Genomic DNA, 16,650 nt, shown 5'->3' on the forward strand with positions numbered 1-16,650 from the left:
CAGCTCACGCCCGACAATATGTCCATTCCCGCATCACACTTGTAGAGGTTCCAATGGGCAAGCTTGCGCTATTCCTGGGTGGTTTTCTGCTGCTGACCATTCTGATTGGTATTCTTGGCACCATTCCGCCAAGCTGACGTTCATCATCCAAATTCCCCGCGGCCTGCCTGTCCTCCGGGCGGGCCCGTTGCTCTTCGTTGTTGGCCGATTCACCCTACCGATTTGTACGATAAGTCATTCTTTGCACTGGGAAATCTGTCCACAAAAAACGTGGGTAGGTCTGTGGATAAAGTGCTGCAAGCCAGGCCCACGGCGGGCTCTGTTAAATTGAGCAGAATTTGAACAGCCGTTTCAGGGGGGGGTTTCAGTAGGCCAGGCCGGCGCAGCGTAGGGCCACCAGCAGGTCGCGCACCCGCGCCGGCAGCTCGCCGGCGGGGTACACGGCATGCATCTGCGGGTCCTGGCCGTTGCTGGAGGTCAGGCGGTATTGCGGGCATACCCGCACCAGCCGCCCGGCCTTGACCTGCGCTTCGCCAACCCAGGCGGCCAGGCGGGCGATGCCGGCACCGGCCAGTGTGCTGTGGTACACCGCGTCGCCTGAGTCCAGCCGCAGCCTGGGCCTGGGGCGCAGGCTGGTGATCTGGCCGTCGCGGCAGAAGTGCCAGGCCTTGAGGATGCGCGGGGCGGTGTGCAGGATCAGCGCGTGGCCTTCGAGGTCCTCGGGTTGTTGTGGCGTGCCGGCCAGGGCCAGGTATTCAGGGCTCGCATACAGGTGGCGCCGGTAATCCCACAGCGGGTAGCCGATCAGCTCGCTCGACTGCGGGAAGGCGCCGCGCACCACGAAATCGAACTTGCCTTGCAGTGGGTCCAACGCCCCGTCGCTGTACTGCACGTCCAGGGTTACCTGGGGGTGGCAGCGGGAAAACTCGGCAAGCACCTGGGGCAGCACATGTTCACCCAGCACCTGCGGTACGGCGAAGCGGATCCAGCCTTGTGCGCTGCCGCTGAGCGCGGCCAGTTCGTCGGCGGCATCACGTTGCACATCCAGCAAGCGTTCGGCATGGGGCAGCAGGCGCTCGCCGGCTTCGGTCAGGGTCACAGCGTTGGCGTTGCGGTTGAGCAGTTTGCTCCCTGCGTTGTCTTCCAGGGTTTGTACCGCGCGGGTTACTGCGCTGGGGGAGCGCCCCAGGGCGCGGGCGGCGGCAACGAAGCTGCGCTTGTGCGCCACGCTGACGAACGCCTGGATTTCCCGCAGCATGTCCAATGCCATTGCCTGCTCCTCGTTGCAGTTTTCGCAATGTGGCATTTCAACACAAGCGCGGCACTTTGATTAGCCTTGCAGGCGTCTCCACTGCCTGGAACCGCGTCATGATGGATATCGCTGTGCTTTCCGTGTTCGCCTTCGCCGCTGGGCTGATCGACGCTGCCGTGGGTGGCGGCGGGCTGATCCAGATCCCGGCCTTGTTCAACGTGCTGCCCACCGCGCAACCGGCGGCATTGCTTGGTAGCAACAAACTGGCGTCGGTGTGTGGCACGGCCTTCGCGGCGCGTTCGTTCATTCGCAGGGTGACGCTGGACTGGGGGTTGATCGTGCCGGCGGCGCTCAGTGCCTTCGTCATGTCGTTCGCCGGTGCCGCCACGGTGTCGCTGGTGCCGCCCAGCGTGATGCGCCCGGCGGTGCTGGTGCTGATCGTGCTGATGGCCATCTACACCTTCTGCAAGAAGGACTTTGGCACGCTGCACAAACCCGCAACGATCGGCCGCAAGGAGCAGTGCCTGGCGGTGCTGATCGGTGGTGCGATCGGCTTTTACGATGGCCTGTTCGGTCCGGGCACCGGCAGCTTCCTGATCTTCCTGTTCATCCGCTTCTTTGCCCTGGACTTCCTGCACGCCTCGGCATCGGCCAAGGTGGTCAACATCGCCACCAACCTGGCGGCGCTGGTGTTCTTCGTGCCATCGGGCAACGTGCTGTACGCCATCGCCTTGCCCATGGCGGTGTGCAACATCCTCGGCGCGCTGACCGGTGCCTGGCTGGCGGTGCGCAAGGGCGCGGGCTTTGTCCGCGGGTTGTTCCTGGTGCTGCTGTGCGTGCTGATCGCCAAGTTGACGTGGGACTTGCTGGCCGGCTAGTTCACATCACCTGGCGTTGCGGTTCGGCCTGCTCGACGCGGTTGCGCCCATGGGCCTTGGCCCGGTACAACGCCTGGTCGGCGCGCGCCAGCAGTTCGTCGAGGGTGGGGGCCGGCATGTCGGCGGCACAACCGGCCAGGCCGATACTGACGGTAATCTGCAGGGGCTGCTCGGCCTGCACCACATGCAGGTCCTGCACGGCGCGGCGCAGGCGTTCTGCCGTGAACTTGGCCCGATCTGGCGCCAGGCCCGGGAGGACCACGACGAACTCCTCGCCGCCCAGGCGGGCGAACAGTTCGCCATCATGCAGCTGCTCCTGCAGGGTCCCGGCAAACTGGCGCAGCACCTGGTCACCAACCGCATGGCCGTGGGCATCATTGATCGACTTGAAGTGGTCGATGTCCAGCATCATCAGGGTCAGTGGCAGCGCCTGGGCGTGTTGCTCACGGCTGTCCAGCAGCGCGTTGGCGCGGCGGGTGAAGGCGCTGCGGGTGAGCACGCCGGTGAGGTGGTCGATGGTGGCCTGATGCGCCAGGCGGGCCATCAGGCTGCGGTTGGCCTGGCTGACGCAGGCTACCACCAGCGGCCCGAGCACCAGCATGGCGATGCCAAGGCGCGCCGACATCAGCGTGGTCACCCCGGGCTCGCTTTGCGGCACGCTGAAATGCATAAGGTTTTGCGCCACCGCCACGATCAGCGTGCTGCCAGCGGTAAGTGTCAGCAGAGAGACCAGAAACGGGGAGTAGGTCCAGGCGCACCACAGCAGTGCGGCAATCGGGAAGGCAATGGCCCCGGGGCCGCCGAAGGCAATGCTGAACGCCAGCGAGGCCAGCAGCACAAGCAACGGTGCCAGGCGGATGGCCTGGGCGCCACCGCGCACCAGCGCCCGTGCCGAAGGCGCCGTCAGCAGCACTGGCAGCACCAGCACGCTGGTGGAGAATTGTTCGCTGAACCAAGCCAGCCAGGTGGCGCGCAAGGACTGTTCGAACCACGGCGCGGCCATTACCGCCGCCATGCTGGCCGCCACGATCGCCGCGGCGGCGGAGGCGCCAAACACGCTGAGCACGCCGTGGGGGGTACGCATGCGCCGGTGCAGGCGCGGCAAGCGCGAGAGCAGCAGCCAGAGGGTGGCCACCACGCCCAGGTTGCACAGGTTGAACCACAGGGCGGGTACCCAGGAACTGCCGCACAGCAGGTCGGCGCCGACCATGGCCAGCCAGACCAGGGTAAAGCCCGTCAGCGTGGCCTGCCGGGGATAACGCAGCAGCACGCCGGCCAGTACCGCATTGACCGGCCAGAATAGCGACAGGGATTCGATCGGACGGGCCAGGATGCCGCCCAGGGTGAGGGCAAAGGTCAGGCCGAGCAGAACGACGTAGTGCAGCACGCGCGATTGGGCTGGAAAAACCATGGGCTCGACCGGCAAAGCGGAAACGAAATCCAGGACAACGGCTTGAAGCACCTGGGGCAATTGCGCACAAGTTTGTTTCGTCAGAGGACTTGATGTCAATCTGCCGCGATTGGTCGAGATAATGCCAAATTGCCTCCATCCGCTGCCGATCACCTCACAGCCCGAAGAACCACGGCACCATCAACACTGTCACCAGCATCACCAGCACGGTAAACGGCACGCCGACCTTGACGAAGTCGGCGAAGCGGTACTGCCCCGGGCCCAGTACCAGCGTGTTGACCGGCGATGACACCGGCGTCATGAACGCCGCCGAGGCGGCCAGCGCCACGGTCATGGCGAACGGGTAGGGCGACATGCCCAGCTGCGCGGCGGTGCTGACGGCCACGGGTGCCATCAGTACCGCGGTGGCCGTGTTGGAGATGAACAGGCCGATTACTGCCGTGACCGCGAACAGGCAGGCAAGAATGGCACTTGGGCCGGCACCGCCCAGCACGCTGACCAGGCCACCCACCGCCAGGTCGATACCGCCGGTTTTCTGCAGTGCCTGGGCAAAGGGCAGCATGCCGACGATCAGCACCAGGCTTTGCCAGTGGATGGCCCGGTAGGCGCTGTTCATGTCGATGCAGCGGCCGGCGCCCATCAGCAGGCAACCGATCAGTGCGGCAATGACGTTGGGTACCGCGCCGCTGACCATCAGCCCGACCATCACCGCCAGGCTCAGCAACGCCTGTGGTGCGCGGGTGCGGGCGGGCGCGACCAGGTCGATTTCTGCGGGCAGGCTCAGAACCAGGAAGTCCTTGGGCTTGCTTTGCAACTGGCGCACGGCTTTCCATGGGCCGACTACCAGCAGGGTGTCGCCCAGGCGCAGCTTTTCTTCCACCAGTTGTTCTTCGATCGCTGCCTGCTCGCGGCGCAAGCCGACCACGTTGAGGTCGAAGCGAGTGCGGAAGGCCAGTTCGAGGATGCTCTTGCCGATCAGTTTCGAGCCAGGTGGCAGCGAGACCTCGGCCATGCCCAGCTCCTGGGACTGGTCGATGAAGTAGGCGGCCTTGAAGTGCAGAGGCTCCAGCTGCATGGTTTGACACAGGCTGCGCAGGTCGTCGTGGTTGGCGAACAGGTCGAGCAGCAGCACGTCGCCCTGGTGCAGCACGGTGCTGGAGTCGGCGGCGATCACCCGCGTGGTGAACTTGTGCTGGCGTTCGATGCCGATCACGTTGGCGCCATGGCGGGTGCGTAGCTCCAGCTCGCCCAGGGTGTGGCCGATCAGCGGGGAGTGGGGGCGGATGCGCAGGCGCCGCTCACGGCCATTGAGCTTGTAGTCCAGCACCAGGTCCAGCAGGGTGCGGCGGCTTTCCACGCGGCCGTCCTTGCGCACTTCGCCGTTCAACCAGTGCCGGGTCAGCAGCATGTAGCCGATGCCCAGCACCAGCACCACCAGGCCAAACGGGGTGAAGCTGAAGAAGCTGAAGCCCGCTTCGCCATGGCGCACCAGTTCGCTGTGCACCACCACGTTGGGTGGTGTGGCCACCAGGCTTAGCATGCCGCTGATCAGGCCGGCGAAAGCCAGTGGCATCATCAGGCGGCTGGGCGAAATCTGTAGGCGCGCGGCGATGCTCAGCACCACCGGAATGAAAATGGCCACCACACCGGTGGAGCTCATCATCGAACCCAGCCCCGCCACGGCCACCATCAGCAACACCAGCAGGCGGGCCTCGCTGTTGCCGGCCCGCTCGCTCATCCACTCGCCGATGCGGTAGGCAATGCCGGTGCGCACCAGGCCTTCACCGACCACGAACAGGGCGGCGATCAGTACCACGTTGGGGTCACTGAAGCCGGCCAGCGCCTGTTCCACGGTGAGGATGCCCGACAGCGGCAGGGCGAGGATCACCAGTAGCGCGACCACGTCCATGCGTGGGCGATTGATGACGAACAGGACGATGACGATGGCCAGCAGGCCGAGGACCCAGAGTAGCTCTTGGTTCATGAGGAGGGGGTGTTCCTTCACACGGGGGCAGGATAGACAGTAGCAGCCAGTGTGCCGGAACGTGGTGAAGGGGGTGTTGATGTACTGCAGGGTTTGCAAAACAAAAGGGGCCGCATTGCGGCCCCTTGGTCACCGGGATCAGTGACGGTGACGACGGTGCTTGCCGTTGTTGTCGCCCAGGTGGTTGCCGATGGCACCACCAGCCGCGCCACCCAGGCCGGCACCTACGGTGGAGCCGGTCTTGCCGCCCACCGCACCGCCCAGCAGCGAGCCGCCGGCCGAGCCCAGGCCACCGCCGATGGCGGCTTCGGTACGGTTGCCCTTGCGTGCACCTACCGCACTGCCGGCTGCGCCGCCGAGGCCGGCACCGATGGCCGCCCCCGTTTTGCCGCCGATCTGTTGACCGACAACGTTACCCAGAACACCACCCAGGCCACCGCCAATGGCGGCGGTACCGTCACCGGCGAAAGCGCCCTGGCACAGCAGCAGGCCGAGGGCAAGGGAAGGCAGAGTCAGACGCATGATACGAACCTCAAAGGAATCATCAGGTTAAGGTGCCGCGCAACGGGCGGCGGCTCAGGGTTGAAAAGACGCTTCAGCGGTAGTAGCGGTCACCACGGTACCGACGATAGTCATCATCATCGTCGTCGCGGTCATGCCGATGGTGGTGGCGATGGTCACGATCACGGTCACGCCAGCCATCGTCGTCGTCATGGTAGCGATGGCTATGGCACCCTGCGGTCAGCAGGACAACGGCAATCAGCGAAAGGCTTGCAAGACGGGTCATCACGATATAGGTCCTTGATCCGCAAAGGTTTACGGCACACCTTCTGAGACTGGGAAGGATCCATTTGGTTTCGCTGTCAGGCAAAAAATTTGTCGGGCCAGCGATGAGCGGCATGCCTTGTCTGCGACTGCCCCCTGTGCGCGGCAATTCACTCGCGTGGCTTGCCAGTGCTAGAGTCGCGTTCTTTTTTACCCTGAGGATGGAACATGCGTGCGATTCTGCCGATGGCCGCGGCGCTGATGCTGGTCGGTTGTGCTTCTGCAACCATGGAAACGGCCCGCGGCGGCAAGCCGACTGCGCAACTCGACTCGCACAAGGCGCCGGCGCTGGTGGCCCAGTGCATCCAGTTCAGCTGGCAGGAAGAGAAGGTGTTCGGCGACGATGCCAGTGGCTACCTGGAACCACGCAAGCAGGGTGGGTTCACGGTGTATACCCGTGAGGCCGAGGCGTTCGTGGATGTGTACCCGCAGGCGGGTGGGGCGCGGGTGGATTACTACGCGCAGAAGAACGACGGCGTGGCCCTGCAGCGCCGGGCGGCGGCGGCGACCTGCCTGTAACGTCAAAACACATTCCCCTGTGGGAGCGGGTTCACCCGCGAATGCGTCGGTACATTCAACACCGCATTCGCGGGTAAACCCGCTCCCACAGGGGGGGCGCGAGCTTTACAATTTTTAGCAATGCAGTCCTGTCGCAGGGAGATTGGTGGGGGCTAGCATAAGCCCCCACGAATCAAGGAAGACACCATGGACCGCTCATTGCAACTCAACCGCGCCAGCTGGGATGAACGTGCTCCGCTGCACGCTGCTTCCAACGACTACGAAGTCGAACGGCTCATCCGGCAACCCGAACACCTTTCCGAAACCGTACGCTTCGACCTGCCATTGCTTGGCAATATCGACGGGCTCAACGCCGTTCACCTGCAGTGCCACATCGGCACCGACACCCTCTCGCTGGCGCGCCTTGGCGCCAAGGTCTGTGGCCTGGACTATTCCACGGCGTCGCTGGCCGAGGCGCGGGTGCTGGCCGAGCGCTGTGCGGCACCCATCGCGTATGTCGAGGCCGATGTCTATGCCGCCGACAAGGTGCTGCCGGCTGGCACGTTCGACCTGGTCTACACCGGGATCGGCGCGCTCTGCTGGCTGCCCCGCATCGAGCCGTGGGCGCGTACTGTCGCGGCCCTGCTGAAACCAGGTGGGCGGCTGTTTCTGCGCGACGGGCACCCGATGCTGATGGCGGTCAACGAAGACCACCAGGACCGCCTGCAACTCGAGTACCCGTATTTCGAGCACGAAGAGCCGACGGTGTGGCACAACGACCAAACCTACGTCGAAACCGAGCAGCGCCTGTCTCACACCGAAACCCACGAGTGGAACCACGGCCTGGGCGAGGTGATCAGTGCCTTGCTGGCCCACGGCCTGCAGCTGACCGCCCTGGTCGAGCACCAGAGCATCCCCTGGGAGGCGCTGCCGGGGCAGATGGTCAAGGGCGACGACGGTGAATATCGCCTGCGCGAGCAGCCCGCGCGCCTCCCCCTGAGTTACACCCTGGTGGCAGTAAAAGCCTGATCAGGACAGGTAGCCGCCGTCGACATTGAGCGTGGTACCGGTGGTGTAGCTGGAGGCATCGCTGGCCAGGTACAACACGGCGCCGGCCATTTCCTTGGGGTCGGCCACGCGCTTGAGCGGGATATGCTGCAGCGCGGCGTTGAGGATGGCGTCGTTCTTTACCAGTGCCGAGGCGAACTTGGTATCGGTCAGGCCCGGCAGCAGGGCGTTGCAGCGGATCCCGAACGGCGCGCATTCCTTGGCGAAGACCTTGGTCATGTTGATGACCGCCGCCTTGGTCACCGAATAGATGCCCTGGAACAGGCCCGGCGACACCCCGTTGATCGACGCCACGTTGATGATGCTGCCGCCACCCTGCTCACGCATCAGCTTGCCGGCCTCTACCGACATGAAGAAGTAGCCACGGATGTTCACGTCCACGGTCTTCTGGAAAGCACCCGGGTCGGTATCCAGCACGTTGCAGAACTGCGGGTTGGTGGCGGCGTTGTTGACCAGGATGTCCAGCCGCCCGAATTGCTCGCGGATGCCGGCGAACACCTGCTGGATCTGCTCCAGTTCACCGATGTGGCAGGCTACCGCCGTTGCCTTGCCGCCGGCGGCGATGATGGCGTCGGCCACCTGCTGGCAACCGTCGAGCTTGCGGCTGGACACGATCACATGGGCACCTTGCTGGGCCAACAGGTGGGCGATGGCCTCGCCGATGCCACGGCTGGCGCCGGAAACGAAGGCAATCTTGCCGTCGAGGTCGAACAGGTGGGTCTTGGACATGCTGTTTTCCTTGTTATCCGTCGTCGAAGTCGGGGCTCAGAGGCTGGACTTGGCGATGACCTGCAAGGTCATCTGCTCCAGCAGGCGGTTCATGTGGATGAACTGGGCAAAGCGCTTGTCCTGGGTCTGGCCGTGGTAATAGCGGTAGTAGATCTGCTGGACGATGCCGGCCAGGCGGAACAGGCCATAACAATAGTAGTAATCAAAGTTGTCCAGGCGGATGCCAGCGCGCTCGGCGTAGTAATCGACGAACTGGCGGCGGCTGAGCATGCCCGGGGCGTTGCTCGGCTGGCGGCGCATCAACTGCACTGGCGCCGGGTCGTCGGCCTGGATCCAGTAGGCCAGGCTGTTGCCCAGGTCCATCAGCGGGTCGCCGAGGGTGGCCATTTCCCAGTCCAGCACACCGATGATGCGCATGGGGTTGTCGGCATCGAGGATCACGTTGTCGAAACGGTAGTCGTTGTGCACGATGCCGGGCCGCGTGTGGTCGGCGGGCATTTTCTCGTGCAGCCAGGCGGTTACCTGTTCCCAGCGCGGGGCGTCCGGGGTCAGGGCCTTTTCATAGCGACTGGTCCAGCCCTCGATCTGGCGCTGCACATAGCCTTCCGGCTTGCCCAGGTCGGCCAGGCCGCAGGCGTTGTAGTCCACCTGGTGCAGTTCCACCAGGCGGTCGATGAAGCTCTTGCACAGGGCCTCGGTGCGGTTGGCGTCGAGGTCCAGTTCGGCCGGGATGTCCGAGCGCAGGATGATGCCCTTGACCCGCTCCATCACGTAGAACTCGCCGCCGATCAGGCTGGTGTCGGTGCAGTGCACATAGGCCTTGGGGCAGTAGGGGAAGCCGCTGTTCAGCTGGTTGAGGATGCGAAACTCGCGGCCCATGTCGTGGGCCGATTTGGCCTTCTGCCCGAACGGTGGGCGGCGTAGTACGAAGTCGCGGCCCGGATAGCTGACCAGGTAGGTAAGGTTGGAGGCGCCGCCAGGGAACTGGCTGATGCTCGGCAGGCCATCCAGGCCGGGGATGTTGGCCTTGAGGTAAGGGTCGATGACCGCCGCGTCGAGTTCTTCGCCGGGGCGTACCTGGGTGGACTGGTCGGTGAGCGTCATGCGTTTTCCTTATTCTCGATCGCAAGGACTATTGGCTAATCTAATGGTCAGCTGGGTGTGGGACAAGCGTGCCAGGTGCCATATAGGCGAGGGTGTTGCTGCCCGATCAACTGCCTTGATGAAGCGACTGGCGATAGGGCCCGAACAGGCGGGCAAAAAAAAACCGAAGCCGGTCAGGCTTCGGTTTTTCGATCATCCGGTACCCCCGACCCTCAGGACGGGAACAGCTCGCTGAGCTTCATCGACAGCATCATGTCGCCTTCAACGCGCAGCTTGCCGCCCATGAACGCCTGCATGCCGTCGGTTTCGCCGCTGACGATACCCTTCAGGGTTTCGCTGTCCATTACCAGGGTGCAGTTGGCATCCGGGTTTTCGCCTTCCTGCAGGTCGCAGGTGCCGTCCTTGACGATCAGTGCGTAGTGCTTGCCTTCGTCGGTGATGTTGAAGCCGAACACCAGGTCCAGGCCGGCGGCAGCGGATGGGTTGAACTTCTCTTGCATCTTTTTAACGGCATCAGCTACGGAGGTCATGGCGCATTCCTTATAGAGTGATTTACACGTCCCCGCAGGGACACAACAAGCCGGGCTCATCGATAGGTGACAAGCTCCGGCGCCCTCAACAGCTGCACATGGGCCTGGCTGTTGAAGGAAGCCAGTGCCACGTCGCGGCCGCGGAACTTCAGCTGGCTGAGCGACGTGTTGATGATCTGCCAGTTCAGCGCGAACGCCTGGCTGGGGGTAATACGGGTAACCAGGTGGAGCAGGGCGGCAATGGTGCCGCCCGAGGTGAAGATGGCAATATTGTCACCGCTACCGGCGGCGTCGAGTACGCGTTGCAGGCCGCCTTGCACGCGGGCGGTGAAGGCCTGCCAGGTCTCCAGGCCATCGTCGGCATGTTCGCCATCGTGCCAGCGCTGCACCATCAGTGCGAACAGGCGCTGGAACTCGCTGCGGTGCTGCGCGCCATTGCGCAGGATGTGCAGGGCGTCGGGCTCTTGCGGCAGCAGCCCGGGCAACAGGGCGCGGATCACGCCATCGGCATCGAACTCATTGAACGCAGCATCGGTCTCGACAGCCGGCACCGGGCTGCCGTTGGCATGCAGTGCTGCCAGGGCCAGGCGCGCGGTATCCTGCTGGCGGCGCAGGTCGCCTGCCACGCAGCGGTCCAACCGTACCCCGAGCTGGGCCAGGTGCTCACCCAGGGCCTGGCTCTGGCGCTCGCCCACGGGCGAGAGGACATCGTAGTCATCGGCGCCGAAGGAGGCTTGGCCATGTCGGATCAGGTAGAGGTTGCCCACGAAAGGTTCCGGCCTGTTGGAGGTTGCTGCGAGGTTAGGATGCGGCACACGGGCTGTCAACGAAAAAACATACAAGCGTTTGAAAAGGTTGTTTGAAAGGTGTTGCCGGCGTTTACAGCGGCTGGCAGCACCTCAGGCGCAACGGTATGCTTGCAACAGTTACGCGCCGTCGTGGCGCAGGTATTTAAGGAGTCAACGTGGAGTTTCTTGCCGAATACGCAAGCTTTCTCGCCAAAACCGCCACCCTGGTCATCGCCATCCTGATAGTGCTGTCGGCTATCGCCGGGCTGCGCGGCAAGGGGCGGCGCAAATCGGGTGGGCAATTGCAGGTCACCCGCCTGAACGAGTTCTACAAGGACCTGCGCGAGCGCCTGGAGTCCGGCCTGCTCGACAAGGCCCAGCTCAAGGCCTTGCGCAAGCAGCAGGCCAAGGCGGAAAAACAGCAGAAGAAGGGCAAGGCCGAGGAAAAGGACCGGGTCTTCGTGCTGGACTTCGATGGCGACATCAAAGCCTCTGCCACCGAAAGCCTGCGCAACGAAATCACCGCGCTGCTGACCCTCGCCACCCCGCGTGACGAAGTGGTGCTGCGCCTTGAAAGCGGTGGCGGCCTGGTGCACAGCTACGGCCTGGCCGCATCGCAACTGGCGCGCATTCGCCAGGCCGGCATCCCGTTGACCGTGTGTATCGACAAGGTGGCTGCCAGCGGCGGTTACATGATGGCCTGCATCGGCGAGAAGATCGTCAGCGCGCCGTTCGCCGTGCTGGGTTCCATCGGCGTGGTGGCGCAGTTGCCCAACGTCAACCGCCTGTTGAAGAAGCACGACATCGATTTCGAAGTGCTGACCGCCGGTGAATACAAGCGCACCCTGACGGTGTTCGGCGAGAACACCGAGAAGGGCCGGGAGAAGTTCCAGGAAGACCTGGACATCACCCACAAGCTGTTCAAGGACTTCGTTGCCCGCTATCGTCCACAGCTGCACATCGACGAAGTGGCCACTGGCGAAGTCTGGCTGGGCGTCGCGGCACTCAACCGCAAGCTGGTGGACGAGCTGCAGACCAGTGACGAGTACCTCAGCGAGCGCGCGCGCAACGCCAACCTGTTCCACCTGCACTACGCCGAACGCAAGAGCCTGCAGGAGCGAATCGGCATGGCTGCCAGTGGCACGGTGGAGAACACCGTGGTGGGCTTGTGGAGTAAACTCGGCCGCCTGCGCTAACACCTTGAACCCGTTGAAATTTTTTTTCGTTCAGGGGGTTGCAAGGTTAAAGGAATGAAGACATAATGGCGCCCATCGAAACGCAGCAAACTTTGAAAAAGGTTCAGCGTTTCAAGGAGATAGCGAAGCGCAAGCTGCTAGATCCGACCTTTGAGGCCGAGTAGCAAAGTGGTTATGCTCCGGATTGCAAATCCGTCTACGCCGGTTCGATTCCGACCTCGGCCTCCACCATTCGAAAGCCCCGCAGATTAACGTCTGCGGGGTTTTTCTTTGCGGGTCAAAAAAGCCAAGAGTTCCGAAACTAAAGGCATGGAGTTCCGAAACTTCAGCCTTTCGAGGGCTTGGCGATGGCGCCGACGCGGCGGTAAACGCGTTCGGTGATCCCCTCTTTCCAGTGTCCCAACAGGACGCTGGCTTCGCTCAGGTCGTTGATCTCCGACGCCGCCTTCGGCCGGATGTCCCGGAACTGGAACTGGGCTATTCGATTGGCCAGGTCCGGCTTCTTCTCAACCTCGGCCTTTAGCGCTCGGGCTTCGTCTTTGCAGACGCTGTTGCCTAGCAGCTTCACCTGGTTAGCGCCTGAAATTTCTTTCCAATACAGCCTGTTTCCTCATTGAGGAAGAGCCCGCGGTCGATGATGTAGTCAGCCCGGAAGCCTTAAGCCCGCTTCAGTTCGTGGGGCTTGAGCATCCGAAGCGTGATGTTCGATCATCACGTAGTCGCCGACCATCACCACATCGGCGTGCTCAGTGAAGTGCTGTGGAAGATATTTGCGCATGAACGCGGCGCACTTGCGCGCGCCGGCCAGTTGCTCGTCTGTCAGGGTGGTCAAGCAGTTCCTGCTCACGGCGGGCTGCCGCTTCGCGTTCTGCTTGCTGCTGCTGGGCCATGCGCTGGCACTCGGCCTCGACAGCGGCCTCTTGTGCCGCTCGAATCCGGTCCTGCTCGGCGCGCTCTTCAGCTTCGCGGCGCAGCCTGGCTAACTCGGCTTGCTCGGCGTCGTACTTCTCGCGCTTGACCAGGCCGGCACGCAAGGCAATCAGGACTTTATCCTTCTCGCGAGCGGCTTCAGCTTCAAACTCTTCCCACTCAGGCCCGATCAACACCTCTTCGACAGAAGCGATGCGATCCTTGATGTCCGCTGCCTCCAAGCCGTGAGCAAGATCGCCAGCAGTGGAACGACCCAGAATTCAACAAGTGGCTGGATGATGCCATATCCGACGCAGGCCATCGTTTGGGATGCGATCCTTGACGTCGGTTCGGCCTGGAATGGCTGGGATGCCGCGAAGGCTGCTCTGGGCTATTACTGCCCGGCATGTAGCGGTTCTGGATAGGAAATCCACGTCACCTATCACGGCCTTGATTCGTTTGGGCGTCTCGGCCACTGCACGGTATGCAACGGCGCCGGGCGAACGTCGGCAGCGCTTGTCGTCACGAGTGAGCGTCTCGTAAGCGAAACCGCGCACCGTGGTGACCTTCAAGCGAAGGTCTGGGGCCTTCAGGCGGAGATCGACAAGCTCAAGGCTGAGAACGCGGCGCTCCGAAAAGATAAAGACCGCATCGATTCCCTTGAGGCCAATGGCTGGGACATCCGTAACTCCAGCAGCGCTCTCGCGGACACTGGCGATTACACCAGCGCCATTGAAATCGTTGGCCGCTGGATGGACAAGCCGCATGAGCGCGTGATCGGCGAGAACTACAACGAGAACCTGCGGGCTGCTCTCGATCAGGCGATGTTGGCTGATGCTTATCCACCAGAGCGCCCGGAGTATGACTTCTGCGAGGGCGCCCTGCGCAACGGAAACCAGGCACGGCGCCGGGCTGAAGCCTTGGGTATCGACTACGACGCCGCCATGGCTAGGCTATGGGCGCTGATTGAGAATGAAGAGGCAGCTTGAGCCGCCTCGAAGGATCGCAGCAAGGAACATTCCACCGAGTAGCACTTTCCAGCCTTTACTCGACGTTTTGGGGTAATGATGACTAATCCCTACCTCCAACGGTGGCCACGGGAGACGTGGGCGCAGATAGCTGGCTTGCCCATTCAGAGCTGATTGCTTGGGTAAGTTCGTCGACTCTTTGCTTCTCTGCACTATCTGGATAAGGCGATTCCGCACTGGCAGCGAGCGCTAGGCAGAGTCTCAATTGATGAGCCTCAGTTTTGACGGTCTTTGGGGTAGAGGGATCGAACCAGAAGTACCTTTCCAATGCTAAAAGGAGGTTACCTTTGGCTTGAACAGAGCAATACCCCTGTCCCGTTTTGCAGTTGGCGTTCATGCGTAGCTCTTCAGCAACACCTGTGCCACCTTGCAATTGCCTTGGCTTTTCCGCGACTCCCTTGCCATTAAGCTCCCCAAACGGGTAGTACGTGAACAGTTGACCATTAGGAATGGCGCGTTCGGCAACATCGGCGTAAGCAAGCAATTGAGGACGTAGTTCGTCGTGCTTGCCTGACCAGAATCTGAAGAAGTGCCCCACCGCACTTAGAAATGCTTTTGTATAGCGGATTGGCATGGGCGATCCATTTGCACGGTCACTCTCCGTATCTTGCCCTCGAACGCTGTAGTCTAGATTTGATTGTGCCGACGAAAGTGTGGCACCGGGGCAGTTTGGATAGGCTTGATTGGCAAGCAATGGGAACGCAAGCGAACGGAAGCCGATTCTGCCTTGTGAGTCCTCCTCGAACCACAAGTTGCGTAGATAAATGGGCGCATCACTGAGGCTACCGGTATTCAACTCCGTTAGCGAACCAAGATCTCCGCTGTGGCGAAATAGTGCCCCTTCATGCGTGTGTGCGCTCACCAAGAACTTCATTGAGCGTGAGTCATTGTTTAGTTCTACCCATAGAGCCCTAGTGGTCGCGTCCCATTCGTCGCCACCCCAGACACCAAATGGGTGGTGAGCCACGAAGAAATAACGGGCTGTAGAGGGCAGGTCCGCAACCAATCTTTTCAGTGAGCGCAACTGGTCGGCGGATACACCTGCGTGCAACCCAGCGACGCTGGAAGGGTTCAGGTAAGGCCTGCGAGCGAAATCTGAGCTGTCTATCAGCAGTGCATAAATTGGTGTTTCTTGGCCTTCAACGGAGGGCAAACGAACACGCTGCACGATGTAAGAGGTCCACTGTAGATCGTCTTTACGAATTCGGCTAACCCAGCACAGCGAGCCATTGGCATTGCAATCAGGCTGGCCTATGGGCGGATGCTTATGCTTCGCAAGCATCGCCGCGTAACGCTCAACAATTTTTTCCTTTGGCATGTGGCTGTAGCGGTTTCTCTGATCTACCTGAACTCGTCCAGCATTGCAGAGATTGCTCCAGTACGACGTCACATAAAGCCGGCCGAACCGATCGGCCTTTGGATACATGTTTCCAGTCAGGAACCCGTCATGGTTTCCTGGTGCTAGCAGCCAGCTTTCCGGTCCTGGGCCGGAGTGCCCAGAGGCGTCCATGGTTGCTGTGAAAAGATCCCATTCAGTGGCGCAAGACACATCTAGAGCATCTCCTGCGTGAATGACCAGCGGATACGACTTGGCACGCTCCATCGCATAGAGCAGTACGTCCGCTTCGCCGATGACTTGCTGGCCGGTACGTAGCGTCACAGGGACAAACTCATCTCCAGAGCGATTAAAGTAGCGGCTAGCCACACCTCGGCTCTCGTGTATTTGTGTGTCTGCGATGAATGCAATTGGCTGAGTCAGCGGTGTTTTTCCTTCAGAGGTCCAGCCGCTACCAGAATGTGGCCCGACGTTCTCGGGACTGCTGGCGCAGCCAACCATTGCTCCCACTGCAAAAACAGCGGGGGACAACCATGCATAGGCCCTAGCGTTCATTTTGCTCCCTCTCTCGTTATATCCAGCTCAACTACTGTGCGTATCAATGCGCGGAAGAACTCCTTGCGCGGGAATGGGCGGTCGGCCGCCGCGGTACGCACTAGCCAGTTGGGGTGATCTCGCAGGGGCAATACGTAGGTCCAGTGGTCCGACTCCACTTCTGCCAGGAGAGTAGATTTGGGGAGGACCGCATCAGATGCGAGAACTTGGCCATCGTTGCGTAGATCGGCATTTGCCAGTCTTCGGTAGAAAGGGCGGAGGCCTGGGGAGATGGATTTGGCATCTGTGTGTGCCACAACCGTGTACAGGCTTATGCCTGGAAACTGTGGGTGGCTTGCCAGCCAGCGACGACGCTCACGCCTTGTGAGGCTTGTTACCTCATGGCCATCTGAAGGTGTGCATTGCAGTGCTTCGAATCGAGTCGCGAGCCGCTTATAGAGCTCTTCGTTAGTATCGGCAACGGGAGTGCCCATTACCACGCCGGACAAAGAAACGAACGATAAGGGTTGCTGGGGTAGTCCGTTGGTTTTTAGCTGCTCTAGTGCGTACATGGTGTCTG

Annotated in this window: 18 protein-coding genes, 1 tRNA gene and 1 pseudogene; 8 read left to right on the forward strand and 12 right to left on the reverse strand. The window is 61.9% G+C overall.

Going from position 1 to position 16,650, the window contains the following annotated elements; translation table 11 throughout:
* Positions 1–364: 364 nt before the first annotated feature.
* On the reverse strand, positions 365–1,270 hold the full coding sequence (locus ACIQYU_RS09485; protein WP_233693629.1) for a LysR family transcriptional regulator: 906 nt from the start codon (positions 1,268–1,270) through the stop codon (positions 365–367).
* 98 nt (positions 1,271–1,368) lie between these two features.
* On the opposite strand from ACIQYU_RS09485, the gene ACIQYU_RS09490 reads away from it, so the two are divergent.
* Positions 1,369–2,130, forward strand: a complete 762-nt coding sequence (locus ACIQYU_RS09490) for a TSUP family transporter (protein WP_207831217.1) — start codon at positions 1,369–1,371, stop codon at positions 2,128–2,130.
* A gap of 1 nt (position 2,131) precedes the next feature.
* Here the strand turns inward: ACIQYU_RS09490 and ACIQYU_RS09495 are convergent, their stop codons facing one another.
* The 4 genes from ACIQYU_RS09495 to ACIQYU_RS09510 form a co-directional block, all read right to left on the reverse strand.
* Entirely contained in the window at positions 2,132–3,556 is a 1,425-nt protein-coding gene (locus tag ACIQYU_RS09495) for a diguanylate cyclase (protein ID WP_402799516.1), read from the reverse strand.
* Between the two features lie 139 nt (positions 3,557–3,695).
* Positions 3,696–5,525: an SLC13 family permease gene (locus tag ACIQYU_RS09500; RefSeq protein ID WP_207831219.1), complete on the reverse strand. Its 1,830-nt coding sequence runs from the start codon at positions 5,523–5,525 to the stop codon at positions 3,696–3,698.
* A 138-nt stretch (positions 5,526–5,663) separates the two neighbouring features.
* A complete protein-coding gene (locus ACIQYU_RS09505; protein ID WP_025339704.1) occupies positions 5,664–6,047 on the reverse strand; it encodes a glycine zipper domain-containing protein in 384 nt (127 codons plus the stop codon).
* A 73-nt stretch (positions 6,048–6,120) separates the two neighbouring features.
* Complete coding sequence (locus tag ACIQYU_RS09510) at positions 6,121–6,312, reverse strand: hypothetical protein (protein ID WP_003257401.1); 192 nt, start codon at positions 6,310–6,312, stop codon at positions 6,121–6,123.
* A 206-nt stretch (positions 6,313–6,518) separates the two neighbouring features.
* Between ACIQYU_RS09510 and ACIQYU_RS09515 the strand changes: the two genes are divergently transcribed.
* Both ACIQYU_RS09515 and ACIQYU_RS09520 read left to right on the forward strand, forming a co-directional pair.
* Positions 6,519–6,869 carry a hypothetical protein gene (locus ACIQYU_RS09515; protein WP_207831221.1) on the forward strand — a complete coding sequence of 117 codons (351 nt, stop codon included), beginning with the start codon at positions 6,519–6,521 and terminating at the stop codon, positions 6,867–6,869.
* 186 nt (positions 6,870–7,055) lie between these two features.
* Positions 7,056–7,877 (forward strand): bifunctional 2-polyprenyl-6-hydroxyphenol methylase/3-demethylubiquinol 3-O-methyltransferase UbiG, encoded by an 822-nt coding sequence (locus ACIQYU_RS09520; protein WP_207831223.1) that lies wholly within the window; start codon positions 7,056–7,058, stop codon positions 7,875–7,877.
* On the opposite strand, the gene ACIQYU_RS09525 is transcribed toward ACIQYU_RS09520, so the two are convergent.
* The 4 genes from ACIQYU_RS09525 to ACIQYU_RS09540 form a co-directional block, all read right to left on the reverse strand.
* The gene (locus tag ACIQYU_RS09525) at positions 7,878–8,645 is read right to left on the reverse strand and encodes an SDR family oxidoreductase (RefSeq protein ID WP_402799260.1); all 768 of its coding nucleotides are present in this window, start codon (positions 8,643–8,645) and stop codon (positions 7,878–7,880) included.
* A 36-nt stretch (positions 8,646–8,681) separates the two neighbouring features.
* The gene (locus tag ACIQYU_RS09530) at positions 8,682–9,749 is read right to left on the reverse strand and encodes a phosphotransferase family protein (RefSeq protein ID WP_233686875.1); all 1,068 of its coding nucleotides are present in this window, start codon (positions 9,747–9,749) and stop codon (positions 8,682–8,684) included.
* A gap of 212 nt (positions 9,750–9,961) precedes the next feature.
* Positions 9,962–10,279, reverse strand: coding sequence for an SCP2 sterol-binding domain-containing protein (locus ACIQYU_RS09535; RefSeq protein WP_046614879.1), 318 nt, complete (start codon positions 10,277–10,279; stop codon positions 9,962–9,964).
* Between the two features lie 56 nt (positions 10,280–10,335).
* On the reverse strand, positions 10,336–11,046 hold the full coding sequence (locus ACIQYU_RS09540; protein ID WP_063912561.1) for a histidine phosphatase family protein: 711 nt from the start codon (positions 11,044–11,046) through the stop codon (positions 10,336–10,338).
* 197 nt (positions 11,047–11,243) lie between these two features.
* Between ACIQYU_RS09540 and sohB the strand changes: the two genes are divergently transcribed.
* Both sohB and ACIQYU_RS09550 read left to right on the forward strand, forming a co-directional pair.
* The gene (sohB, locus tag ACIQYU_RS09545) at positions 11,244–12,263 is read left to right on the forward strand and encodes a protease SohB (RefSeq protein WP_402799267.1); all 1,020 of its coding nucleotides are present in this window, start codon (positions 11,244–11,246) and stop codon (positions 12,261–12,263) included.
* 154 nt (positions 12,264–12,417) lie between these two features.
* Positions 12,418–12,491 (forward strand) — tRNA-Cys (locus tag ACIQYU_RS09550).
* Positions 12,492–12,588: 97 nt separating this feature from the next.
* On the opposite strand, the pseudogene ACIQYU_RS09555 reads toward ACIQYU_RS09550, so the two are convergent.
* Together ACIQYU_RS09555 and ACIQYU_RS09560 are read right to left on the reverse strand one after the other, a co-directional pair.
* A pseudogene (locus tag ACIQYU_RS09555) lies at positions 12,589–12,798 on the reverse strand (integrase); the annotation flags it as partial.
* A gap of 108 nt (positions 12,799–12,906) precedes the next feature.
* Positions 12,907–13,095, reverse strand: a complete 189-nt coding sequence (locus ACIQYU_RS09560) for a hypothetical protein (RefSeq protein WP_402799270.1) — start codon at positions 13,093–13,095, stop codon at positions 12,907–12,909.
* Here ACIQYU_RS09560 and ACIQYU_RS09565 point away from each other — a divergent pair.
* The 3 genes from ACIQYU_RS09565 to ACIQYU_RS09575 all read left to right on the forward strand — a co-directional run bounded on the left by ACIQYU_RS09565 (position 13,088) and on the right by ACIQYU_RS09575 (position 14,161).
* A complete protein-coding gene (locus ACIQYU_RS09565) occupies positions 13,088–13,246 on the forward strand; it encodes a hypothetical protein (protein ID WP_402799273.1) in 159 nt (52 codons plus the stop codon). The genes ACIQYU_RS09560 and ACIQYU_RS09565 overlap by 8 nt on opposite strands.
* A 6-nt stretch (positions 13,247–13,252) precedes the next feature.
* Positions 13,253–13,597, forward strand: coding sequence for a hypothetical protein (locus ACIQYU_RS09570; RefSeq protein ID WP_402799276.1), 345 nt, complete (start codon positions 13,253–13,255; stop codon positions 13,595–13,597).
* Positions 13,598–13,924: 327 nt separating this feature from the next.
* Complete coding sequence (locus ACIQYU_RS09575; RefSeq protein WP_402799279.1) at positions 13,925–14,161, forward strand: hypothetical protein; 237 nt, start codon at positions 13,925–13,927, stop codon at positions 14,159–14,161.
* 82 nt (positions 14,162–14,243) lie between these two features.
* Here ACIQYU_RS09575 and ACIQYU_RS09580 read toward each other — a convergent pair whose 3' ends face one another.
* On the reverse strand, positions 14,244–16,091 hold the full coding sequence (locus ACIQYU_RS09580) for a hypothetical protein (RefSeq protein ID WP_402799281.1): 1,848 nt from the start codon (positions 16,089–16,091) through the stop codon (positions 14,244–14,246).
* Positions 16,092–16,650: the final 559 nt, after the last annotated feature.

This window comes from Pseudomonas sp. NPDC096925 (assembly GCF_044762545.1).
Classification (GTDB): Bacteria; Pseudomonadota; Gammaproteobacteria; order Pseudomonadales; family Pseudomonadaceae; genus Aquipseudomonas.